20 protein-coding genes are annotated in these 23,853 nt (G+C 45.0%); all 20 read right to left on the bottom strand.

Going from position 1 to position 23,853, the window contains the following annotated elements:
- Positions 1–17: 17 nt before the first annotated feature.
- Positions 18–956, bottom strand: a complete 939-nt coding sequence (locus ACQKFG_RS22045) for a hydroxymethylglutaryl-CoA lyase (protein WP_427562873.1) — start codon at positions 954–956, stop codon at positions 18–20.
- Positions 957–972: 16 nt separating this feature from the next.
- Entirely contained in the window at positions 973–2,184 is a 1,212-nt protein-coding gene (locus ACQKFG_RS22040) for a CaiB/BaiF CoA transferase family protein (protein WP_427562870.1), read from the bottom strand.
- Between the two features lie 136 nt (positions 2,185–2,320).
- Positions 2,321–3,505 carry an FAD-dependent monooxygenase gene (locus tag ACQKFG_RS22035; protein WP_427562867.1) on the bottom strand — a complete coding sequence of 395 codons (1,185 nt, stop codon included), beginning with the start codon at positions 3,503–3,505 and terminating at the stop codon, positions 2,321–2,323.
- A 38-nt stretch (positions 3,506–3,543) separates the two neighbouring features.
- On the bottom strand, positions 3,544–4,686 hold the full coding sequence (locus ACQKFG_RS22030; RefSeq protein ID WP_427562864.1) for a cupin domain-containing protein: 1,143 nt from the start codon (positions 4,684–4,686) through the stop codon (positions 3,544–3,546).
- 124 nt (positions 4,687–4,810) lie between these two features.
- Positions 4,811–5,017, bottom strand: coding sequence for a Spo0E family sporulation regulatory protein-aspartic acid phosphatase (locus tag ACQKFG_RS22025; protein WP_427562861.1), 207 nt, complete (start codon positions 5,015–5,017; stop codon positions 4,811–4,813).
- A gap of 123 nt (positions 5,018–5,140) precedes the next feature.
- Positions 5,141–5,974: a fumarylacetoacetate hydrolase family protein gene (locus tag ACQKFG_RS22020; RefSeq protein ID WP_427562858.1), complete on the bottom strand. Its 834-nt coding sequence runs from the start codon at positions 5,972–5,974 to the stop codon at positions 5,141–5,143.
- A gap of 46 nt (positions 5,975–6,020) precedes the next feature.
- Positions 6,021–7,475 carry an MmgE/PrpD family protein gene (locus tag ACQKFG_RS22015; RefSeq protein WP_427562856.1) on the bottom strand — a complete coding sequence of 485 codons (1,455 nt, stop codon included), beginning with the start codon at positions 7,473–7,475 and terminating at the stop codon, positions 6,021–6,023.
- A complete protein-coding gene (locus ACQKFG_RS22010) occupies positions 7,441–8,247 on the bottom strand; it encodes an enoyl-CoA hydratase/isomerase family protein (RefSeq protein ID WP_427562853.1) in 807 nt (268 codons plus the stop codon). Before ACQKFG_RS22010 ends, ACQKFG_RS22015 begins: the two co-directional genes overlap by 35 nt.
- A gap of 29 nt (positions 8,248–8,276) precedes the next feature.
- Positions 8,277–9,437: an acyl-CoA dehydrogenase family protein gene (locus ACQKFG_RS22005; RefSeq protein WP_427562850.1), complete on the bottom strand. Its 1,161-nt coding sequence runs from the start codon at positions 9,435–9,437 to the stop codon at positions 8,277–8,279.
- Positions 9,438–9,482: 45 nt separating this feature from the next.
- On the bottom strand, positions 9,483–10,448 hold the full coding sequence (locus tag ACQKFG_RS22000) for a hydroxymethylglutaryl-CoA lyase (protein ID WP_427562847.1): 966 nt from the start codon (positions 10,446–10,448) through the stop codon (positions 9,483–9,485).
- Between the two features lie 11 nt (positions 10,449–10,459).
- Entirely contained in the window at positions 10,460–11,653 is a 1,194-nt protein-coding gene (locus ACQKFG_RS21995) for a CaiB/BaiF CoA transferase family protein (RefSeq protein ID WP_427562844.1), read from the bottom strand.
- 23 nt (positions 11,654–11,676) lie between these two features.
- Complete coding sequence (locus ACQKFG_RS21990; protein WP_427562841.1) at positions 11,677–12,648, bottom strand: electron transfer flavoprotein subunit alpha/FixB family protein; 972 nt, start codon at positions 12,646–12,648, stop codon at positions 11,677–11,679.
- Positions 12,649–12,690: 42 nt separating this feature from the next.
- Positions 12,691–13,458, bottom strand: a complete 768-nt coding sequence (locus tag ACQKFG_RS21985; protein WP_427562838.1) for an electron transfer flavoprotein subunit beta/FixA family protein — start codon at positions 13,456–13,458, stop codon at positions 12,691–12,693.
- 178 nt (positions 13,459–13,636) lie between these two features.
- On the bottom strand, positions 13,637–14,809 hold the full coding sequence (locus ACQKFG_RS21980; protein ID WP_427562835.1) for an MFS transporter: 1,173 nt from the start codon (positions 14,807–14,809) through the stop codon (positions 13,637–13,639).
- Positions 14,810–15,101: 292 nt separating this feature from the next.
- Positions 15,102–16,544 carry an aldehyde dehydrogenase family protein gene (locus ACQKFG_RS21975; RefSeq protein ID WP_427562832.1) on the bottom strand — a complete coding sequence of 481 codons (1,443 nt, stop codon included), beginning with the start codon at positions 16,542–16,544 and terminating at the stop codon, positions 15,102–15,104.
- A 45-nt stretch (positions 16,545–16,589) separates the two neighbouring features.
- Positions 16,590–18,095 (bottom strand): tripartite tricarboxylate transporter permease, encoded by a 1,506-nt coding sequence (locus ACQKFG_RS21970; RefSeq protein ID WP_427562829.1) that lies wholly within the window; start codon positions 18,093–18,095, stop codon positions 16,590–16,592.
- Positions 18,096–18,107: 12 nt separating this feature from the next.
- On the bottom strand, positions 18,108–18,560 hold the full coding sequence (locus tag ACQKFG_RS21965; RefSeq protein WP_427562826.1) for a tripartite tricarboxylate transporter TctB family protein: 453 nt from the start codon (positions 18,558–18,560) through the stop codon (positions 18,108–18,110).
- Positions 18,561–18,652: 92 nt separating this feature from the next.
- Entirely contained in the window at positions 18,653–19,672 is a 1,020-nt protein-coding gene (locus ACQKFG_RS21960) for a tripartite tricarboxylate transporter substrate binding protein (protein WP_427562823.1), read from the bottom strand.
- 87 nt (positions 19,673–19,759) lie between these two features.
- The gene (locus tag ACQKFG_RS21955) at positions 19,760–21,496 is read right to left on the bottom strand and encodes a thiamine pyrophosphate-requiring protein (protein WP_427562821.1); all 1,737 of its coding nucleotides are present in this window, start codon (positions 21,494–21,496) and stop codon (positions 19,760–19,762) included.
- Between the two features lie 24 nt (positions 21,497–21,520).
- Positions 21,521–23,596, bottom strand: coding sequence for a (Fe-S)-binding protein (locus ACQKFG_RS21950; RefSeq protein ID WP_427562818.1), 2,076 nt, complete (start codon positions 23,594–23,596; stop codon positions 21,521–21,523).
- Positions 23,597–23,853 lie beyond the last annotated feature (257 nt).

The following is a 23,853-nucleotide window of genomic DNA, read 5'->3' as shown; positions in this document are numbered from 1 at the left end:
CCCCCATCCTTCCCTAACTAAGACTTAATTTTTTGCTGCCCCTTTGGGCTGACGGATAAATCCGAACATTTGCCTGCTTTCAGAAGAAAGCTGTCTACATATTGTGGAAGACTCTGTTGTAAATCCTTAGCCACCTCCAACACGCTATTTAAGGAAACACCAGTATAAATCCCCATTTCTCTAAATCCATGAATCAAATCCTCAGAAGCTATATTGCCACTAGCACCAGGTGCATAAGGACAACCTCCCAATCCTCCTGCGGAACTGTCAAAATGAACAATTCCTTCCTCCCATCCAGCCACGGCATTGGCAAATGCCATACCTCTTGTATTATGTAGATGAAGAGAAAAGGTAAAGTCCGGAAATCTCTGCTTTAATTCACGGACATTGTTTTTAATTCTCAATGGATTTGCCATACCCGTTGTATCCGCCAGTGAAATTTCCTCAATTCCCAAGGAACGATACCGTTCACATATCATCACAAGACGTTCAACTGGAATTTCACCTTCATAAGGACATCCAAACGCAACAGAGATCGATCCCGATACCTTCATGCCGCTTTTTCCTGCGAGGTCGATCAGCGGTTCAAACTTCTGAAAAGCCTCTTCCGTCTTGCAATTTGCATTGCTTATGCTATGGGAATCGGAAGCGGACAGCATCAGCTTCGCCTTGTCCACGCCAGCTGCAATGGCTCTCTCCAAACCACGTGTATTCGGAACAAGTGCCCTCAGCTTCACGTGCTCCGAACGTTTGATTTGTTTCAATACTTCATCCGCATCTTTCAATTGTGGAATCGCCTTGGGATGCACAAAAGAGGTAACCTCAATCTGCTTATAGCCGCAACCAATCAATTGGTTGATAATTCTGACTTTTTCTTCCGTTGGAATCCATTCGCTGACGCTTTGAAACCCGTCCCTCGGACAAACCTCGGTAATCGTAACTTCTGCATTACTCACCAACCCGAACACTCCTTTATATCACTTTTTTCTCTTTTAAACTAGCAATGGTTCCTTCGTCCAACTCCAAGAGTTTTGTCAGAATTTCATCGTTATGTTCGCCTAAATCCGGAGCAATTTGCCTGATAGAGCCCGGTGTTTTAGAAAATTTGGGAACAATACCAGGAATTTTGACCTTTCCCAATCGCGGATGTTCAACTTCAACAATATTTTCTCTCGCCTGGTACTGGGGATCTTCAAAAATATCCTTGATGCTGTTGATCTGACTCATAGGCACGCCGCATTCGTCGAGGAGATACTGCAGTTCATCTTTCGTTTTGGTTTTCACCCAATCGGAGACGATCCCATTGACTTCATCAAATCGCGTCAAACGAACCGAGTTTGTTGAATAGCGTTCATCCGTCAGCATATCTTCCCGATTCATGGCTTTTGCCAGACGCTCAAAGGTCTTGTCGGAGCTCGTAACTAAAATCACCCACTGTCCGTCCTTGGTCAGAAAATTCCCTGCGGGTGCTGAATGACCGCTCAATCCAGGTGATCTTTCTTTGATTGTGCCAGTCTGATCATAGTCGGTTACCAAAAATTCCATCATCCTGAACATCGATTCATATAAGCTGACATCTACGTATTGTCCTGACCCTTGCTCTTGACAATCCCTGTGATACAAGGCTGTAACCGCAGCAAAAGCGACATAAATTCCCGTCACATAGTCCGCTAAGGAAAAAGAAGGGCTGATTGGTGGGCGATCGGGATAGCCGTGCAAATACGTAAACCCGCTGAAGGCTGTAGCAGGTGTGCCAAAACCTGCTTTGTGTGAATAAGGGCCTGTCTGTCCATAGCCTGTTACCCTGATCATGACTAAATTAGGATTGATTTTTTTCAGATCCTCATAGCCAATTTCCCATTTTTCCAGTGTACCGGTTCGAAAGTTTTCAATCACCATATCAGATTTGCTAACCAGCTTCCGCAGAATGTCCTTGCCCTCTTCCTGGTGCAAATCCAACGTAATCGATTTCTTGTTACGAGCCATGCCTGGCCATCTTAATCCTTCTCCTTTATAATAGGGTCCTAGATTACGCAGAGGGTCACCGACATCGGGCATTTCAATTTTAATGACTTCTGCACCAAAATCACCAAGAAGTGTAGCACCGTAAGGAGCCGCAATAACGGTTGACAGATCGAGAATACGTATACCCTCTAAGGGACTCCTCAATTTATTAGCTTTCATGTATGACCACGCCCTTTAATTTATATATAATCAAATGACTTCTCTTTAAGAAAAAGTATAAGTAAAGGCTATATCCAAGGATGTATAAAGGAATATAGCCTTTGAAATACTTCAGTTAGAACCTACCTCCATTGTTTTAAACAGTGGTAAGCGTTCTCTCTTTGTATAACCAGTCCAAATATTGGTAATCATCTGCTGAACGATTCAGCATGATCGTATTTCGCAGAAGCCTTGTAACTGAATCCTCCGCATGCTTGATGTCTCCCCAAGTCCGTGCTCCACGCTGTACCTCTGCCGTTCTTGGAATGCGTTCCTGTTGATATTCGTCCAACGCTTTCGCTACATTTGAACCGTTAGCACGCATTTTTTCCGTTAAACAAACAGCATCTTCGAGAGCTTGACAAGCCCCTTGTGCGAGATATTGAAGCATCGCATGAGCACTATCACCCAGCAGCGTAACGCGATTGGTTGACCATTTTTCCAGCGGTTCGATATCAAACAGCTTTGTCACCAAACCGCGTTCTGCGAATTTTAGGGATTCTTTAATGGTCGTACAGCTATCGCCAAACATTTGATCGAGTTCCTCCGCAGTCCCCCAATCATCAGTGTTCTCATTAAATTTGTAGCTTTTGAATACCGCTACCTGGTTAATGACACTCTTATGACGCACTGGATACTGTACCAAATGTATGCCAGGCCCGATCCACGTTAGTTTTTCGTCCCAATCGATATTGATCGTCATTTCCGACATCGGAACGGTAGAGCGATAAGCTACATATTGAGATACAACTGGATCTGCTAGGCTTACTAGTTTACGTGTCATCGAACGGATTCCATCCGCTCCAATCAATGTTTCCGTTTGTAGTACCGCCCCGTTTTCACAACGCAATTCAACATAATTAGCGAATTCTTTAACGGATTCCAATTTATGATTAGTTAAGAATGAAACATTATCTAAAGATTGACAAGTCTTCAGCAAAACACTATGCAGATCAGAACGATGAATAACGATGTACGGATACCCGAAACGCTCACGGAATGAATCTCCAAATTGTACGGCCGATAGCTCCTTGCCGCTTAGCGCGTCCATGAACACATGACGGCGAGGAAATATCGCTAGCTTATAGACTTCATCCAGGACTCCTAAAGCATCAAGTGCCCGCAAGCCGTTCGGGCCCACCTGCAATCCGGCGCCCACCTCACCAAAATTCGGAGCTTGCTCGAGCAGCGTTACTTTTTTTCCTAATTTAGCAATTCCGTAAGCAGCAGCTAATCCGCCTATTCCACCGCCTACAACGATAACCTCTTTGACTTCTCCCACCATGATCACCCCATCTTTTAAATTGGATTATGATTCTATTATTCTATTGCTATTACATCATCAGAGAATTCAGGTTCAAAAACGGATTTAATCTCCTGATAACCACCGTGTTCTGTATTAGCTTCTTCCCTTTCAAAGCCAAAGACCTCCATAATCGGCAGATCATTCGTAGAGAACAAAAATGCCTCTTCTGTCTCGGATGTATTCACGTGCTCATGCCATGTCCAGGCCGGCAGTGCGAAGAAATCGCCTGCTTCCCAGTCAAAACGAATACCGTTCATCACCGTATACCCACTACCTTTGTACACATGGTACACCGAGCTGTGCATATGGCGATGCGCTTTTCCCTTATAATGAACCGGAAGCTTCTGCATTCTGGAGCCGACTCTTCCATTTGCGTCTTTGCCTGTGGACGGATTGATATATTCCACGGCGAACCCGTCGAATGGATCAGGCCTCAATTCACTCTGTCCATCAAGTGCTTGTTTCGTCAAGTCCCATGTGTATCGTCCAAGCGGTGCAGGTGAAGGTTTGCGATCGGAAATTGGCCGTACCATGCCTCCCGCATAACGCTTTGTGCCGTAATCATCAGGAAACTCGATCGGCTGCTGTTCCTGCGGATACATTTCGAAGAAAGAGCTTGTCAGTGCCGAAGTGAAAGGGATATCTAAACAGTCCATCCATAGCACCGTTTCGTTTCCTTCATTTACATGATCGTGCCAGCACCACTCCGGTGTGATGACGTAGTCTCCCGGTTCGAAGTGATATTTCACACCGTTCACAATCCCGGATGCACCATGACCTTTCATAATAAACCGCAGTGCTGAAGTCATATGCCTATGAGGTGGAGCGATTTCCCCCGGATTAAGCGCTTGAACAGCAGCATACAGCGTTTGCGTTGCACCTCCCCATCCGTGAGGCTCCATATGCTTCATACCCGGATTGATTAAGTACACGGCTCGTCGATCAATGGATCCTGTACCTACCTGTAGCAGTTCCTTGGCCTTGTCCAGCATGTCGAGAATCAGTTTCTTTTTCCATAAATACGGAACAGCTCGGGGCTTTGGCTGTGATGAGCTGAACACGGAAGCCCATAATGGTCCCATATTCTTATCATTCAGCTTCTGGTGGAAATCCAGTAACTCCGGTGTCCATTGTTGTTTTGCTTTATGTTCCGACATATTAATTCCCCTCTTTCGTAATAACATCATTTAAATAGTATTAAACTCGTATAAAATCGATTCAAATTAAACAAAAAGTAGATATAAAATGTAAGGGTAATAAAACTGTATATAGTCATAACATTCAAACAATTTCATTTCTATTAAACACTATTTCTCTAGTGTCTTTTTTATAATTGAGTTTTTGATAAATCATGATGAGTTTATCTAATTTCTGACTATAGTAAATGGTCCTATGACTTTTAAAACTAGTTGCTGCAGCAGACTGGATCATTTCATTTCTCAGTTTCTTGATCCTGTATTCTAATTTATCTTTTTCTGGATAAACCATACGAATTCTCCCAGTCGCCATTCAATTCTTGTTAACTGTTTATCTATAAAATAAATGATGCCTTCATTTTAAATTTCTTTTTCTTTTTTATAATGACTAGCTGTCAGTATCCAAATAATAGGGTTAAACGCCCGGTTTGTTGTCTACCTGTACGGAAAATTCACCAATTCTTTCGATGTGAATGCGTACGGTATCTCCTTTTGTAATTGGAGCCACTCCTTCCGGTGTTCCAGTCGTGACAATATCTCCTGGAAGCAGCGTCATCACACTGGAAGCCGCCTCAAAGAATTTATAGCAATCGTAAATGAGATCCCTCGTGTTGGCCGATTGTCTGATTTCATCGTTGACCCACAGGTTCATTTGCAGTTGATTCGGGTTCTCTACTTCGTCATCTGTCACAATCCATGGACCTATTGGAGTAAAGGTATCGAAGGATTTGCGCCATGGCCGATCTTCCTTGCCGCGAACCGTAATGTCCATTAATGCGAGATATCCGAAGATATACTTAGACGCATCCTCCGCCTTGACATCCTTGGCCTCCTTACCAATTACGAAGGCAATTTCCGCTTCATGATCCACTCTTCGGTCTTTGAACGGCAGCAGTACCGTTTGACCCGGCCCAATTATTGAAGAAGGTGATTTGAGGAAAAAGCCAAGTCTGTCCACCGTTAAAGCGGTGTTCATCTCTTGTTTGTGCAGAATATAATTGATAGGAGCCGCTACAATTTTGCTTGGATTTGGGACAGGGGCACATAACGCCACGTCCGATACAGGATAAACAGGACAAGACCCTAGGCCCGCTTCAATTTTCGGTTTCAAATCTTCGAATTCTCCCATCAGCTCGACTAGGGAGGATTGCGGCTCCTCGTTGTTCCAAGTAGTTAATTCAGTAATATCGATCACATTGCTGCCATCGACAACACCTACGCGATTTTCGTTGAACAATGCAATTTTCATTATGATACTCCTTCCATTTATTCCCCTATTGTAATCAAATCGATTGTTATGGTTGATAATCATTCAATTGATTGTGTATCTCGTTTACCCAATCACTGAAGCATGTGTATACGTCAATTCGTAAACCTTGATCATACAGTTCATGGGCGATTGTCTCTATGCCGCCATGATCAAGTGAGGATTGGGCATAATGGCTTAAACAACTGATCCACTTCTCACGATGCTCTTTTTCGCTCAGTGGGTTTTCTTTGGAACCCGGTGCGTGAAGAACAGTTTTTTCATACAATTGACCATTTTTTGTCTTGATTTGAATCTCTACTGGCAATCTTCGATTAAATCGCTTGTCTTTCTCCGATTCTTGCATTTCCAACACGTTGATCTTAGGAAGCAGCTTCTGAATGTCAGTACGCTGTACTTGCTCGTCCTCAAAACTGCTCAACTTCACATGTCCATCGGCCATCGCCGCAAGTACGGTATATTCGGCACTAAACTTTCCCTGTAATCCTGTCACTGGACGGGAATGAACTAAGGGCAAGAGACTCCTAGGCTGCGCTCGAAGCACAATTTCTTCTACAGCATCTAAGCTCAACTGATGTTCCTCTTTAATATCCAGCGCTCCTTGGATAAAGCGGTGTGTGCCAAAACAGCAAGGGAACTTCTTGACGGATAGTCCCGCTAACATATCGTAAGGATCTCCGAATCGGATGGAGTTCATCGCATTCTGTAGCTCATCTTCACCGACCCCACCGCTAAACGCCATGAAAAAGCCGCGTTTTCCAAAAATGTTACCATTCCCAGTAAAACCCTGTTCAGCAAGCACTGCCGCCTGAATGCCGTGGGATGCCGACAATCCTACGTGCAGCGACTTGGTCATGGAACCGAAATTCTTCTGTAACCCTCCGGTCATCGATGCAGCGATGGCAATTGCATGGGAGCATTGCTCCGCATTGAGATGCAGTAGATAGGAGCAAGCAGCCGACGCTCCCATTGTGCCCAACGTATCGGTTGCATGCCAGCCGAGATTGTAATGCCGTATCCCCATCACTTGCCCAATGCGGATCATGACTTCCGTACCTATGGCATAGGCCGTAATGACCTCCTTGCCCGAGCTGCTAAGCTTCTCGGCAAGCGGCGCAATAGCCGACAGAATCGGAGCGCTTGGGTGGATGACGACACCAACAGAGGCATCGTCATAATCTAACACATGGGAGGCAGTCCCATTAATGATTGCTGCTTTGTCGCACTCTACCTTCACCGACTCCCCCCAAAGAGAGGAGACACCGCCCTGCCCATTCTTCTGGGAGGCATATACCTTTTTGGCCATTTCTACGGCGGGTTCATTCCATCCGGCCAAAGACACCCCTATTGTATCGATTATAGCCAGCTTGGCTAATTCCACCATTTCTTGAGGAAGCTGATGATAGTATGTTCCCGTAATAAAGGCAGCAAGCCTCGTCATCAAGTCGTTATTGATTTTTCCATCTAGGTTTACGCTTTTCATTAAAAGCCGCCACTCCCTCTAACCTGTCCTCTGATGACACCAACAGGTTGTATGCTGCAATATCCAGCGCGTAGGCTGTACGGTAGTCGGTTTCTGAACCTTGGTTGATTGAGGTTTTAGCTGCTCTTACTGCCATCGGGGCGGTGTCTGCTATCATTGCTGCCAATTCCAGCGCGGTTTCCAGCGCCTTTCCTTTGGAAGCGACTCGGTTGACCATGCCCCATTCGTATGCTAAAGCCGCATCAATTTTTCGCCCAGTATAGATGAGCTCCTTAGCTCGGCGTATCCCAATCGCTCGAGCCAGATTTTGCAGCCCTCCGCCACCTGGTAAAATACCTCTCAAAGCTTCCGATAAGCCGAAAACGGCGGTTTCCGAAGCAATGATAAAATCAGTCGACAGTGCCAATTCACAGCCTCCGGCAAGAGCATAGCCTTCCACGGCGGTAATGACAGGTACCGGGAAATCCCGTGTTAACAGTACTAAATCTTCAATTATATGATGCTGCCGTTTCCAGGTGCCGTCGCTCATTCCGTTACGTTCCTTTAAATCTCCTCCGGTGCTGAACGCTTTCTCACCTGCTCCGGTGATAACAACGCACCTTAAATCTTCGTTGTAGGCCTGCTCGCGAAACAGCGATAGCCTTTCCTCGAGCATCTTGGTATTCATCGCATTCATCACTTCAGGTCGATTTAGCGTAATAACCAAAATTTCGTTATTTTCCCCTTTAAATTCAACCTTCAACATTTCATAGGATTCTTTCACTATACTCACACCAATCGCCCTCCTTTCTTGAACCTTTCTTAATATGACCTTGGCATTTTCAACACGTGCTGGCCTACATAGCTTAAAATTAGATTAGAAGAGATTGGAGCGATCTTCATCATTCTTGCTTGCATCCACTTGCGGTTAATGTGATACTCGTTTGCTGCAGCATAGCCGCCGTGCGTTTGCATACAAGCTTCAGCCGCATCATAAGCAGCTTCCGAGCATAGGTATTTCGCCATATTTGCTTCTGCACCAGCTGGCATATTGCTATCGAATTTGGTAGCTGCTTCATACATCAGCGCCTCCGCAGATCGAAGTTCCATATATGCCTTCGCAATCGGGAATTGGATGCCTTGGTTTTTGCCGATCGGGCGGTCAAATACAACGCGCTCGTTTGCATACTTGACTGCTTGGTCAATAAACCACTTGCCATTGCCGAGCGCTGATCCGGATACAAGAATCCTCTCTGCGACCATGCCGTCCATAACGCAGTAGAGTCCTCTTCCTTCTTCGCCGATCAGGCATTCTTCAGGAACTTCAAGGTCGTTGAAGAACAATTGATTCGTGTCGCCTCCTAGCATTGTCGATATTTTTGTCGCTTCAATGCCATTTCCAACTTCTCGCGTGTCAATCAGGAACAAGCTGATGCCGTGGGTTTTCTTTTGAACTTGGTCAAGCGGTGTTGTACGGGCAAGGAGCAGCATCAAATCCGTGTTGTTGAAGCGGGAGATGAAGATTTTTTGTCCGTTAATAATGTAACGGTCTCCCTTCTTCACAGCAAAAGTTTTAATTTTAGTCGTATCCGTACCAGCGTCTGGCTCCGTAACAGCGAACGTTTGCAGTCTTAAAGAACCGTTTGCAATTTTCGGCAAGTATTTGCGCTTTTGTTCCTCACTGCCATGCCTCAGAAGCGCACCCATCGTATACATTTGGGCATGAACTTGGTTGGAGTTTCCTCCAGATCGGTTGACTTCTTCTAAGATAATGGCTCCCTCAGTAAAACCTAACCCCGAACCTCCGTACACTTCCGGAATAAGTGCCCCTAACCACCCCGCGTCACTCATTGCTTTTACGAATTCCGTCGGATGGGTACCTTCCTCATGGGATTGTTTCCAATAATCTAAATCGAACCGTGAACAAACCTCTCTCACACCGGCGCGAATATCATTCTGTAGGTCAGTAGATTCCAAAATCATCTTTTATTCCTCCATATCCTATGATTATTTTTTTCTGTTAATCTATTATCCTTGTACCTGCATCCAAGATCGCGGTCTGATTCCAGAGAGAACCCCGCCTTTGGACAGATGTCCAGGGAGCTCTCGTCCTACAATCTCTTCGGCCATCTTGGTACATACAACCAAGGATTCCAAGTTAAGTCCTGTATCGATGCCCATTTGTTCGCACAGAAACGCGACATCCTCTGTAGAAATGTTCCCTGGTGCCCCCTTCACTGCAGCAAATGGACATCCTCCGAGTCCTGCAACCGCCGTATCGAATTCCCACAGGCCTTCCTGAAGCGCTGCGTAAACATTTGCTAGACCCAGCCCGCGTGTATCATGCAGATGCAAATGTATATTAAGTTCTGGCCACTTATCCTGAATGGCACGAACCGTTTGCTTAATCTGTTCCGGGTTGGCCCATCCCATCGTATCAGCTAGTTTTACTTTCTGAACCCGTTCTCCATAGCCTTCTGCCAAAGCGATTACCTTGCCCATGACATCCAGCAAATGATCCAAATAGATGTAGCCTTCAAAGTTGCAGCCAAAGGAGGCCATAAATCCCATCTGTTTCACACGAATGCCTGCTGCCTGATAGGCCTCAATCCATTCTGGAAGCGCCGCGAGCATTTCACTCGTCGATTTATTCATATTCCGCTTCGAAAAGGCATCACTTGCAGATAAAACCAGACTTCCGTCCAATGTAACGTCATTGGCTAGCGCTCGCTCCAGCCCTTTCAAATTCAGATATGCCGCCCGATAAGCAACCCCAGGCGCTCTCTTGATCTTTGTCAGCACCATTTCTGCATCTGCCATCTGCGGTACCCACTTCGGACTGACAAAAGATGTAACCTCAATGTTTCTGAGTCCAGCCTGACTCAATGCGTTAATGAGGGCAATCTTATCCTCTGTCGGAATCGTGCTTGCTTCCGATTGAAAACCTTCCCTTGGCCCTACCTCATACAATTCAACGTGTTGGGGTAATTTCATGGTCTTACCTCCTAACCAACAATGCTCTTGCTCTTGAGCTGCTCTAATATTTCTTTTGAGTAATTTAATGAGTTAAGAATTTCATTCGTATGCTCCCCGAGCAGCGGAGGCAGAGATTGAAGATTGCCTCGTTCTTCATTGATTCGGAATGGAAGATCGACCATTCGGAAATCAGAAACCCTAAAATCTTCAACTGGTTTAATCATTGCAAGCGCATTCACTTGTTCATCGCGGAGCACCCGATCCAATGTATTGATTGGACTACTTGGTACATTGTATTCCGCCATTAAGCTGACGAGGTCGTCCACTTCATATCCTAACGTGCATTCTTCTATAATTCGATGAAGCTCTTTACGGTTTTGGACCCTGTCCGAATTAGATTCAAATCGGGGATCCTCGACTAGCTCTGGCATTTGAAGCGCTGCACATAAATTTTTAAACAGACGATTATTTCCAGCTGCGATAATCGCCCATTGGTCCCCTTTGGTTTTAAAAGCTTCATAGGGTGCCGTCGTCGCCATTCCCGTTCCCATCTTCTTCGGAAGATTTCCGGATGCCATGTACGTAGAAAGCTGTAATGTGACCCATGCAATTCCCGTTTCTAACAGACTATTTGCCACTTTGCAGCCCTTGCCGGTTTGGTTTCGTTGATGAAGGGCGCTTAGAATCCCGATCAGAGACCACATGCCGGTTGCCATATCATTAATGGAAACGCCGACGCGAGCTGGGTCGTCCCCCTCATTTCCTGTCAAACTCATGATGCCGCTGTATGCCTGAATAAGTGGGTCGTAACCCGGCTTGTTTTTCATTTTCCCCATATCTCCGAACGCACTAATCGCCGCGTAGATTAGTGCAGGATTGGTTTCGGATAACTGCTCATAGCCAAGTCCGCGAGATTCTTCGCTTCCGGGCTTCAAGCTATGGATAAAGATGTCTGCAGACTCGCATAATTGATGGACGATTTTCTGCCCCTCAGGATGATTGAGATCGACGCAAAGGCTTTTCTTATTGCGATTTAACGCCAGGAAGGTGGATGATTCCCCTCCCCATAATGGCGGGTGCCAGTGCCTCGTATCATCTCCATAACCCGGACGTTCAATCTTGATGACCGTGGCTCCTAAATCTCCTAACATTTGTGAACAAAACGGGCCCGCAACGTTTTGCGTCACATCGATGACCGTAAGACCCGACAGAATATTAGTCATTTTCGTTTCCCCTCTCCTTTGCTTTATACTGGAACTTTTCTGAACTCCTCGGTCAATAATGGAACGACCTCAAATAAGTCTCCTACAATGACATAATCAGCTACTTTGAAAATCGCTGCTTCCGGATCCTTGTTGATCGCCACGATTATTTTAGAATTAGACATCCCCGCCAAATGCTGAACCGCACCGGATATGCCGCACGCGATATATAGATCGGGCGTTACCACTTTCCCGGTCTGACCGACTTGCATCGCGTAATCACAGTAGCCTGCATCACATGCCGCGCGAGATGCACCGACAGCTGCTCCTAGAACTTTCGCTAATTCGTTAATCGGGTTGAATCCGTCCTCGCTTTTCACTCCCCGACCACCCGAAACAATAATTTTAGCCTCTGTCAAATCAATGGTGCCTGTTGTCTTTCTGACGACTTCCTTAATGACCGTGCGAATATCGGTAATGGTTGCTTTAATATCGATCGTTTCTGCAGTACGCCTCGCATCCGGTTCGCCTTTGGCGATATTATTAGGACGAATGGTTGCAAAAGTGACTCCGTTTGTTATTTTTTTCTTTTGAAGCACTTTTCCTGCGTAAATCGGGCGAACAAAGATGACCTCATCTCCGTGAACTTCCACATCAGTACAGTCAGATATCAATCCAAGTCCCAGGCGTGCAGCTACCCGAGGGGCCAAATCACGACCAATGGCGGTATGACCGAGCAGTACGGCATCCGGTTTCACAGTATGAAATACCTCTGTAAACGCTTGCGTAAATGCATCCGTCGAATAAACATTCAATTCCTCGTTAGCAACCAAGTAGACCTGATCCGCCCCATATTGCGCTAACTGCTCTGCCTCTCCATTGTCCCCTTGCCCAAATAATACCGCCATGACTTTCCCACCGTCTGCCATTCTTTGGGCAGCGACAAGCACCTCAAATGATACATTTCTTAAATTTCCATTGCGTCTTTCAGCAACAACTAACACATCCTTACTCATTGATGCCTTCCCCTCCTTAAATGTTAAAATCCGATGAATTGATTACACCACTTTCGCTTCATTCCGCAGCAGTTCTACCAGCTCCGAGACCTGATGGGGCAGCTCCCCTTCAAGAACTTTCCCGGCCACTTTTTTCGGCGGCAGAAATTGATCCAATACCTCCGTTTTCGAAAGAATCTCCTCAATGTTCAGACCTAGGTCAGCCGCAGTAATCCGTTCTATCGCTTTTTTCTTTGCCTTCATGATTCCCGGAAGTGAAGGGTAACGAGGTTCATTTAAGCCCTGTTGTGCGGTGACCAGTACAGGCATCGCCGCTTCGATGATTTCGATATCGCCTTCCATGTCTTTTTCCACTCTTATGTTATCGCTTTCAATTTCCAGTCTCGTAATAGTAGAGATATGCGGGATCCCCAACTCTTCCGCCAAGCGCGGTCCAACCTGAGCTGCTCCGTCATCGACCGCCATATATCCACCAATAATCAAATCATAAGTATCTCTTTTCGCCACAGAAGCCAACACTTTGGAAATCATATATTCATCACCGAAAACAGACTCATCTTCCACTATGACCGCCTTATCAGCTCCCACTGCCAAAGCAGTCCTAAGTGCGGCCTCTGCGCGTGATGGACCAACAGTAACAACTGTTAATTCTCCACCGTGTTTTTCCTTGATGGAAACTGCCTCTTCCACAGCGTACTCATCATAAGGATTAATTACGAATTTGACTCCGTCTTCACTTACTTTCCCTTTAGTGAGTACAATTGTCTCTTCTGTGTCAAATGTTTGCTTGAGTAACACCAAAATTTTCATGAGAACCTCCTGAAAGTAAAATATCATTTTTTGTTTCGGGATATTTTTTTAAATATTCTCTATATTTAAAATTTAACATGAACTTAAGCATATTACTAATATCTATATAATAGTCTTCCCATACCATTTAAATATGTAAGTGGTAGGAATTCTTTTGAAGATAAACAAACTACAAATTTCAGCTGTGATTCTGGGTCTTATCGGCATGCGCAGGCAAGGGACGCGTCATATAGCCAAAGGCCATAAGAACCGACCCGCTACCCCAAAAAATAGCGGATACCCCAATCAGACCACCTATTCCTCCAAAGATTAATGGAATCGCAAATTGTGAGACGCGGTTAATCGTCATCTGGGCTCCTAGTACTTCTCCACGACGTTCGGGTAAAGTTGCTTCCAGTACAGCGGAAGTGCTCAGCGGCTGCGCAAGACCAAGACTAGCTCCTAAAATACCAATCAACACAAAAAGCACCACAATCGAAGGGGAAAATGGGGTTATGAGGTAAATAATAGCGGTAACAAAAAGCGACCACGTTAGGATTTTCATGCGACCAAAAGAGCGAACGAGAGACGTTTGGGTAAATCGAATAATGAGCATGGTGAGACCGCTGAATGAGAGGAGAACCCCCGTCATCGTTGGGCTAATGCCCATATTATGGGCAAGCAAAGGAAAGTACACGCTAAATAGCTCCCGATTGGAAAAAAGCAATCCTCCAATAAGCATCCCATTCCGCATGTCACGGTTTCGCATTAATGTCCATATCGATTCTCTTACTATCAAATTGGATTGTTGGACCCCATACGTTTTTAAAGGGTCTTTTCCATCAGCACTTCGCATGCCCATCTCGCTGCTCAATGCTATGGCAATGAGAGAAATATTAAAAAAAATGCAGACCTGGTACCCGTAGTTATCATACATATAGGAACTTATAGTGGGTCCGATCATCGCTCCAATTGAGCCAAACAGACTGTAGTTGGCCACCGCCCTATCGATTTCTCCTCCTAGGCTGCCAATTCTCTTCTGCAAACAGAGCATCAGGCAGGTAGCAGCAATACCGACCATGGCTAGTTGGATCAAAAAGGTGAGAAATGAAGGGTATATTGCACTTAACAATAAGGCGACCATAAACATGACATTCCCGATAATCACAATTGGGCGCGTTCCAATATGATCCACCCATTTGCCAATCTGCAAAGCCAAAATGGCCGGAAATATTGCAGAACTAGCAATAATCATGCTGATTTCCTGAGGGGAATGACCTAAGGAGTGGGCGTATAAAGAAACAACAGGCTTGATCCCCGTAATCGTGGTGATAAGGATCGTATTCATTAGGATAATAATGTAATAATTCAATGGATTCACCGCCAAGGTAGAGGTATAGAGCGAAAAAGTATTTTAAGATAAAAAAGGACTCCCCCAACTTGGAGAAGTTTTCACATAACCAGATTTGAAAACCCCGAGGAGGGAAGTCATAGCAGCTCTGAACCAACGCCGATTGGAAGAGTAGTAAGTTGGATAAGATTCAAACGCAATCAATGCCTTACTATCCAGTAACTTGTAGGTGACTCATACCAACATTAGACCCACATCGGTTTGAGTCACCCACAAAGTAAAAATACGGAAAAATCTACTTTTGTTTCAACAATCATGATTTTTTCTTATGGAGATTAATCCCGTGATATTCAATAAATTCATCAAAAACCTCGATAGACTTTTCTCTTCCGATTCCACTTTGCTTGATTCCACCAAACGGGATGTATTTTGAACCTAATGGTGTTTGTCCATGACCATTAATGAATGTCATACCCGCTTCTATTTGGTTCGCAACGCCTAATGCACGTTCAAAATTCGAAGACCATACGGAAGAACCTAAACCGAATTCTGAGTTGTTAGCCAAATGAATAACCTCTTCTTCCGTATGATATGGAACCAGCGGGAGCACTGGACCAAATTGCTCGCAGGTAACAATCTCAGCGTTAGGATCGACGTCCCGTACAACAACTGGTTGCAGATAGTATCCATTATCCCAGTTTTCAGGTTCAAGTCGCTTTCCTAACTTGACTAAGTTGGCCCCGCTATGCTCAAGTCTTTCGATCAGTTCACTTACCCTTCTATATTGAAGTTGGTTATTAATCGGACCCATCGTGGCCTCTTTATCCGACTGGTGTCCTATTTTATAGGAATCCGTCAATTCGCAAACCTTTTCATAAAACTCATCATACATGTCATAGGGGATGTAGACACGCTTAATGGCAAAGCAGAATTGACCCGTTCTTCGAAATGCTCCTTCGACGATTTTGGGAACGACTTCATTCAGATCGGCGTCGTCTAGTACAATGGCCGGATCGTTACCACCCAATTCAAAGTGAACATCTTTGAGTGTTTCAGCAGCAGATTTCATGATTGTCACGGCAGTAGTCCCCCCACCGGTAAACGAAATTTTACGAACGAGCGGGTGAGTAGTTAAAGCATTTCCCACATTACTGTCCCCAAGAACAACATTAATCACGCCTGGGGGGAAAAATTTTGCCATGGTTGATAATAAAGTGACTACCCCCATCGAAGCAGTCGGAGACGGCTTAACCACAATGGTATTGCCCGCGAGAAGAATCGGCGTTATTTTTTGTAAAGTCAGAATGATTGGAGCATTCCAAGGGACGATACAAGCAATTACACCCATCGGCCTTTTCATTACACTGACCCAACCGCTTTCATCCTCTATTACCCGTTGTTGAAAGGCAGAATGGACCAAATCGGCCATATTTCTCATATCCACCAAACCTAACTTGATTTCATCAACTGTTCTGCCAAGCAGAATACCGTTTTCTTTAGTCGTCACATAGGCGATGGAGGACGATTTTTTCTCTATTTCCGCAGCAGATTTCAATAGGATTGAAATTCTTTCCTCTAGTGAAGTTTTGCGCCAGGAGAGGAAGGCTCGATGTGCAGAATCCACGGCTCGATCGATATGGCTTGCATCCCCATTGGCGATATAGCCTACTACTTCGCTTAATCTGCCCGGATCCGGCACTTCAGTATAATGCTCTGTTGTTACATCCTCATTGTTTATTAACATGTTTACCTTCATATACATTCACCTCGATATCTCCATTTCATTTCATTCGCTCCTATATTACATTTCAACATCGTCTGCCAGATTCCCACGCTTATTTTTTACTCCGCTATAGACGCTAATGGCAAATATAATCAGGGCAATGCCCATGATAACGGCTGAAATTGGCTGCGTAAAAAAGATAAGAAAACCTTCAGTTGAAATAGATAAGGATTGCAGCATGGAAGTCTCCAATTGTGACCCCAATATAAAAGTTACAATCATCGCGGACATCGGGATATCCAATTTTTTCAGGATATAACCAATAACCCCAAAAATCAGCATCATCCCAACATCCCAAAGGCTGCCATTTAGACTGTAGGTTCCAACCAAAATGACCATCAGGATAATCGGAAACAATAATTTATATGGAATCATTGCAATTTTGGCCCACATACCAACTAAAGGCATGTTCATGATTAGTAATAAAACATTCCCAATAAACATACTGGCAATCAGACCCCATACAAAGTCCGGATTTTTCGTAAACAGGGCTGGTCCTGGCGTTAATCCGTGCATAATGAATGCTCCTAAAATAACCGCCATGGTCGGCGAGCTTGGCAGTCCTAAAGAAAATAAAGGAATTAAGGCTGCACCGCTGTGAGCGTTATTCGCCGTTTCAGGTCCGGCTACCCCCTCGATCGCTCCCTTTCCAAAGCGAGATGGATCCTTTGCAATCTTTTTTTCTAAAATGTAGGAAAAGGTTGATGCGATAATCGAGTTTGCACCTGGGATAACTCCCAGAAGCATCCCGATGCCAGTTCCCCTTCCGATGGATTTAAGTGTTGGTTTCCACTCTTCACGCCTAGGAAGAAGACCTTTGACCTTTTCTGATTTGCCCACTTTTGTTGGGTTTTCTGCATTCAGCATAATCTCTGAAATGCCAAACAGCCCCATGGCCATGACCGAAAAATCAATTCCATCCATCAACTCTATAGAGCCAAATGTGAAACGGAATTCTCCTGTGACCATGTCTTGTCCTACCATGGCCAGCAATAAACCGAGGACGGCAGCAATTAATCCCCTGACCAAAGACTTTCCCATCAATGCGACAATCATCAGCATACCAAGCAGCATAATCGCAAAGAACTCCGGTGGACCAAATTTCAACGCAACCTTAGACAATGCAGGGCCTGCAAATGTAAGCGCCGTTACAGCAACAATCCCACCGATAAACGAACCAATGGCAGACACTCCAAGGGCTGCTCCCGCACGTCCCTTCTTCGTCATCTCGTACCCGTCAATACATGTAATAACAGATGCCGCCTCACCCGGCACGTTCACTAATACAGAAGTAATCGTTCCTCCATACATGGATCCGTAAAAGATTCCGGAAAGCATGATAATAGCAGATACTGGCTCCATCCCGAAAGTAATCGGAATAAGCAAAGCAGTTCCAGACACTGGACCAAGACCAGGGAGTACACCGATGATCATCCCAAGCATTACACCAATAAAGCAGTAGAGAAGATTCGACCAAGTCAAAGCCGTTTCAAATCCTTGTAAAAGTAAAAACAATGAATCCATTTATCTGTCCTCCTAAAATAGTATCCCACCTAATGGTAAGTGCACCTTTAAAACCGTATTAAACAGCCAGTAAAAAAGTGCTGTTATTCCGACAGACATCAATAAAGTGGTGTACCATCTATACTCTCTGTAGAACAAAATAGCTAAAAAGGTAACACCTGCTAGTAGGAATCCGAATAAATAAAAGAGAAGAACGAAAAGGATCAGACCTATAATGATAAACAGAATATGTCCTAAAGAACGGCCGGTCGGCCACGACTCACTGCTTACATTTTTCCCTTTTACACTTTCAAAAATATACCAAACCGAGAGGGCCATCAGGATACCGCTTAACCAAGTAGGTAAGAAGCCCGGCCCAGGTCCAAGAACACCGGAATAGCTATATCGCAAGGACAGTACAAACAAGAAAAGAGCTAGTAGGAAAATGACTGCACCAGCCCAAATTCCTGACCTGTATTTACTCATGATAAAAATTCATCCCCTTCCACTAACAAAACGAAAATGGTGGGCATTCAGGAGTCAATACGAATACCCAATTATATTTCAATTACACGGTTTTATTTAATTAAACCGAGTTCTTTTAACATTTTGCCAAATCTTATATTCTCTTCATCTACCTCTTTTTGGACAACCTCAGGACCACCATAATTTGTCTGTAAATAGGCCTTCTCGAACTCTTTTATAACTTCAGGGTCTTCCATTGTTTTCTTAAGTGCCTCTTCTAGCATCGTAACGATTTCTTCCGGCACTCCCTTCGGTGCGAAAAGCGAGGTATTGCTGTCAATCGCAACATCGAAGCCTTTATCTTTCAACAGAGGAATATCTGGAAAATAAGGAACAGGTACACTTGCAACATTAAATAATGCGCGGAGCTCGCCAGATTCAATTAGCGACTTGGCATCGCTCGGCTGTACCATAGCCCCTTGAACATGCCCACCTAAAACTCCTGTGATTGCTGGAGGCGTGCCTTCAAATGATACCGCCTTTGCTTCAAAGCCTGCCTGCTTTTCCAGTTCTGCCACCGGTATATGAGCCCCTGATCCAATTCCCCCAGCTGCTCCATATGAAAACTTACCAGGATTTTTCTTCACATAATCAAGCCATTCTTCAAACGTTTTCCAAGGAGCATCTGCTTTCACAATCATGATTTGCTGGTTGCCGAATACTTTTGCGATAGGTTGAAAACTGTCATGCGAGTATTTCACATTCCCATATAAAGGCTGCATGGAAATAGCACGGTGTGTAGACATTGCAAGGGTGTATCCATCAGGCTTGGAGTTAAACAAATCCGTGATTGCAATCGAGCCGCTGCCGCCTGGTTTATTCACAATCACTAGCTGGGCATCTGGCAAATATTTAGGTAAGTGTTTTTCCAGGATTCGGGCACCAATGTCTGTAGAGCCGCCCGCAGCAAATGGTACGAGTACTTCAATCGGCCTTGTCGGATACTCGATTTTGGTCTGTTTTTCATTATTGGCTGCCGTATCTGCCTTCGAACCCGTTGATTGTGAAGCTTGAGAACAACCTCCCAGTACAATAAGCAAAACTGACATACATAGCATCACTATTTTTTTCATTTTTTACATTCCCCCTAAGTATAATTTCACACCCCTTTGAAATCGCTCGTTTAACCGCTCACCCCCCTTCCAACAGAAAAACTTAGACTAATAATCTTTTTGATCTGAAATTTTGGCAAGGCGGACATCCACCACAGCTGATTTTCCGTTTTTTACTTCATTCATGGCCTGCTGTAATATTTCCGGTAACTCCCTTGGATCTGTCACCATCCTGGCGTATGCACCCCCTGCTGCTTCAGCAATTTTTGCCAGATCAGCCGATTGATCAAAATTCACCCAGTAACGGTCCGTTTGTTTGGCCATCCCGTCTGGATGCCGCTTTAATAGATTCAGCTTCGTTGCATTCCAGCCTTCATTGTTGTATATGACGGTTAGGAATGGCGCTTGATATCTGCGCGACATCCAGTGAACCGAGGCCGGAACGCTGAATAAGTATGTACCGTCACCGGTTAAAGTCACTACCGTTTTCGTTGGATCAGCGAGCTTGATTCCAATAGCTGCGCCACCGTTCCACCCTAAGGATGTACCTCCGCTGCCAAAATAGGTGCCTGTCTTTGAGCGCGGCAAATGTTTGGATACCGTCATTGTATTCGTAATCGTCTCATCTAATATGATGGTCTCATCGTCCACCACATTTCGTAAGCAAGCCGTTAGCCATTCTGGTGAAATCATGTTTCCTTCCACCTGTTCTTTCTGCTTCCAAGCTTCACGTTGTTCGTCGTGGTGTTTGCCTAAGCGGAGATAACGTTCTTGTACTTGGTCCTCGTTAATATCCCTCTGGGCTAGATCGTCATTTAATTGAATTAAGGATTCATAGGCATCCGCACGATAATTCTTCACCGAGGGAATGTGCCACAATGGGATCTCTTCCTTAATTGGATCTAAATCAATGAAGTAGACTTTGCATTCGTCCTTTGGCTGAACTTGTGTAGCAACCCAAGGGACATCCGTATCAATGGCGATAATTACATCTGCTTCGCGAATAAATGGGTTAGGATCGTACCCCAGATGCAGAGGGTGGTCCCTCGGGAAATTTACATAAGAAGGAATCTGCTCCACCACAGGTATAGCTAATTTTTCGCAAAATTCAATCAATTCTGAAGCCGCTTCCGTATTTCTGCCTAAATAAGAAGTAATCAACAACGGATTTCGGGCTTCTAATAAAGCTCTTATAATTTCATCAAGACCCCATTTGGGTAAGGAGGACTGTTCAATCGGCGACCATTCCCCCCAAGAATCCGGTAGTTTCTCCACATTTTCCTCTAGAACTTCTCTCGCTCCGGTCAAATAAACCGGTCCAGCTGGATCGCTTTGGGACATCTGCATCGCCCGATAAATGAGCTGTTTAACGTTCTTTCCCGTTCTGATATCTGATTCCCATTTGACATAGGACCTAAGGATTCCACGCTGATCGTATACATTTTGCAGGTAATTCACATAGGAATTGCGGCTGCCCGGAAGCTCTCCGTCCATGGTGAACGGTGTTTCTCCAGCGAAAATGAATACCGGAACGCGAGCTCGGAATGCATTATGAACAGCACCTCCCAGATTTTGAGTCCCCACATCCGTATGAATGATCACGCCCTGTGCTTGGCCGGACAGCATCGCATACCCTTGTGCCGCGGATAAAGCGACACTCTCGTGCGGACAAATGATGGCCTTGGGAAGCTCCTTCCCTTCCTCCTTGGCCTTTGCCAAGGCCTCAATCATCGAAGGATGATCGCTGCCTAGATTGCAAAACAGGTAGGAAATGCCGACTTCCTGCAGCGCTTCCATCAAAGCGTCTGCGGTCGTGTACCTATCGAGCTTTTGTACGTCGTTCATGAATTCATCTCCTTTATTATGTTTTTAAAATTCCACCGACTTTTCAATTATTTCAGCAATATCCAGCGTCTGCACCTGTTCCTCGACTTCCTGAGCCTTTGTGCCATCGGAAAGCATCGTTAAACAATAAGGGCAATTGCTGCCGATGACAGTCGGATTCGTATGAAGCGCCATTTCCGTCCGTGCTATATTTACCCGGGTCCCTTCGCGCTCTTCCATCCACATCCTTCCTCCGCCGGCACCGCAACAGAGCGCATTTTCCTGGTTTCGTTCCATCTCGAGCAACTCAATTCCCGGGATCGCACGCAGGATATCCCTTGGCGAACCATAGATATCATTGTAGCGTCCGATGTAACAAGAGTCATGATAGGCCACTTTCTCTTCAACCTTCTTACTTGGCTTGAGCTTGCCATCCTTCAATAGATCGGCCAGAAGTTGGGTATGGTGGACGACTTCCGCTTCCAGCCCAAATTCCGGGTACTCATTTTTGAAGGTGTTAAATGCATGGGGATCGGTCGTCACAATTTTGCTCACGCCGTACTTCTGGAACGTCTCAATGTTTTGAGCGCATAATTCCTGGAATAAGTACTCGTTCCCCATCCGTCGCGACGTGTCCCCGGAGTTCATCTCTTCATTGCCGAGAATCGCAAATTTCACCCCGGCCTTGTGCAGCAGACGGGCAAAGGATCGGGCAATCCTCTGGCTACGGATGTCGAACGAGCCCATCGAACCAACCCAGAATAAAACATCGAATTCAACGGTTTCATCAACGGTCTTGATGATATCCTCCATGCCTTCCCGCCATTTGATGCGTTCATTACGGTTCGTGCCCCAAGGGTTTCCCTGCCTCTCAATATTTTGAAAGTAGCGTGAAGCTTCAGCGGGCATCTCTCCTTGCGTCATGACCAAATAACGACGCATATCGATAATTTTGTCCACATGCTCATTCATTACCGGACATTGATCTTCACAGTTGCGGCATGTCGTACAGGCCCACAATTCTTCTTCCGTAATGACATCCCCAATCAGATTTTGCATTTCTACAGTAGCCGCCACCTCGGAATTCCCATCCACTTTCGCTTGTAGAGCCAATTGATTGGCTTTCGCATCCTTAAAAGCAAAGGCTGGCACCCAAGGCGTACGCGATGTGATAGAAGCCCCCTTTTCCGTCAGGTGGTTTCGCATTTTTAAAATGAGTTCCATTGGTGAAAGGGTCTTACCTGTACCGGAAGCAGGACACATATTTGTACATCGTCCGCATTCTGCGCAGGCATACAGATCAATCAACTGCTGTTGGGTAAAATTCTCGATTTTTCCAACGCCGAATTCCTCAGCCTCTTCATCCTCGAAATCGATTTTCATTAATTTTCCGACAGGCTCGACTTTCTTGAAAAACAAGTTGAACAACGCGAATAGCTCATGAGCTTGCTTCGACTGCGGGACGAATACCATGAAGGACAACACTGTCAGCAGGTGCACCCACCAAAATACGTAAAACAATACAGTTCCTGCCGTCGTGCCAATGCCGGAGAACATTGCCGCAACCACTCCGGAGAATGGAGCATAGACGAAATCCGGTTCATGCCCGAGCATCACGGTTTCAAACCCCAGCGTCAGCAGGATGGACACAGTCAGCGTGGTCAGAGCAATGATGACAACAGCCGCTTTGACATCCCTCCTGAGTTGTAAGCGCTTTAGTTTTTCAATATAACGACGGTAAAAAGCATATGCCACACCACAAAGCATGAGGAAGGTTGTCCACTCCTGCATGAGACTGAAATATTTGTGCGCGGTAGCGAAAGGAAATTCGAACCCTATTATAAATCCCTTGATGACGATTTCTATGAGCCCAATTTGGATGATGAAAAAACCATAGAATAACATAAAATGCATCAAACCGCTTTTCTTGTCTTTAAACAACTTCCTTTGACCAAACCCATTGACTAACACGCTATTTAATCGTTCTCTGAGGTTCAATTCAAAAGTGGGTTTCTTGCCGAGCTTCACAAACAAATACCGACTGTATACGATTTGGAAAAATAAATACAACGCATATCCTGTCACCGCTAGCACAGCTGCAAAATTCAAATATACTAACACCAATGCACTCCCTTTCCTTTTTATCTCTGAAGCTTCAACCAATCGTACGCATTACACTTAGGATTGAATGTGGCTTTGTTTCCTTAACTCTTAATTCTTGCATTTGCAACCATGCGCATGGTCTCTTGCTTAAATAATCTTGAGCCATTGTTGTTAGGAAACATCTTTAATTTTGATTATTCAAAAAATTATTTACGTTTATAGTAACATCCGTTATACTATACTACAAATATCTATTTAATAGATTTGGAATACGA

The organism is Peribacillus sp. NPDC076916 (assembly GCF_050269675.1).
In the GTDB taxonomy this organism is placed as follows: domain Bacteria; phylum Bacillota; class Bacilli; order Bacillales; family DSM-1321; genus Peribacillus; species Peribacillus aracenensis.
Note: the sequence above shows the minus strand (reverse complement) of the source record. Positions and strands in the feature narration are given on the sequence as shown.

Bases quoted from the DNA above. Each gene is read 5' to 3' on its own strand.
- ACQKFG_RS22040 (WP_427562870.1), bottom strand. From the start codon at position 2,184: ATGAAAGCTAATAAATTGAGGAGTCCCTTAGAGGGTATACGTATTCTC.
- ACQKFG_RS22030 (WP_427562864.1), bottom strand. From the start codon at position 4,686: ATGTCGGAACATAAAGCAAAACAACAATGGACACCGGAGTTACTGGAT.
- ACQKFG_RS22025 (WP_427562861.1), bottom strand. From the start codon at position 5,017: ATGGTTTATCCAGAAAAAGATAAATTAGAATACAGGATCAAGAAACTG.
- ACQKFG_RS22020 (WP_427562858.1), bottom strand. From the start codon at position 5,974: ATGAAAATTGCATTGTTCAACGAAAATCGCGTAGGTGTTGTCGATGGC.
- ACQKFG_RS22015 (WP_427562856.1), bottom strand. From the start codon at position 7,475: ATGAAAAGCGTAAACCTAGATGGAAAAATCAATAACGACTTGATGACG.
- ACQKFG_RS22005 (WP_427562850.1), bottom strand. From the start codon at position 9,437: ATGATTTTGGAATCTACTGACCTACAGAATGATATTCGCGCCGGTGTG.
- ACQKFG_RS22000 (WP_427562847.1), bottom strand. From the start codon at position 10,448: ATGAAATTACCCCAACACGTTGAATTGTATGAGGTAGGGCCAAGGGAA.
- ACQKFG_RS21995 (WP_427562844.1), bottom strand. From the start codon at position 11,653: ATGACTAATATTCTGTCGGGTCTTACGGTCATCGATGTGACGCAAAAC.
- ACQKFG_RS21990 (WP_427562841.1), bottom strand. From the start codon at position 12,648: ATGAGTAAGGATGTGTTAGTTGTTGCTGAAAGACGCAATGGAAATTTA.
- ACQKFG_RS21985 (WP_427562838.1), bottom strand. From the start codon at position 13,458: ATGAAAATTTTGGTGTTACTCAAGCAAACATTTGACACAGAAGAGACA.
- ACQKFG_RS21975 (WP_427562832.1), bottom strand. From the start codon at position 16,544: ATGAAGGTAAACATGTTAATAAACAATGAGGATGTAACAACAGAGCAT.
- ACQKFG_RS21970 (WP_427562829.1), bottom strand. From the start codon at position 18,095: ATGGATTCATTGTTTTTACTTTTACAAGGATTTGAAACGGCTTTGACT.
- ACQKFG_RS21965 (WP_427562826.1), bottom strand. From the start codon at position 18,560: ATGAGTAAATACAGGTCAGGAATTTGGGCTGGTGCAGTCATTTTCCTA.
- ACQKFG_RS21960 (WP_427562823.1), bottom strand. From the start codon at position 19,672: ATGAAAAAAATAGTGATGCTATGTATGTCAGTTTTGCTTATTGTACTG.
- ACQKFG_RS21955 (WP_427562821.1), bottom strand. From the start codon at position 21,496: ATGAACGACGTACAAAAGCTCGATAGGTACACGACCGCAGACGCTTTG.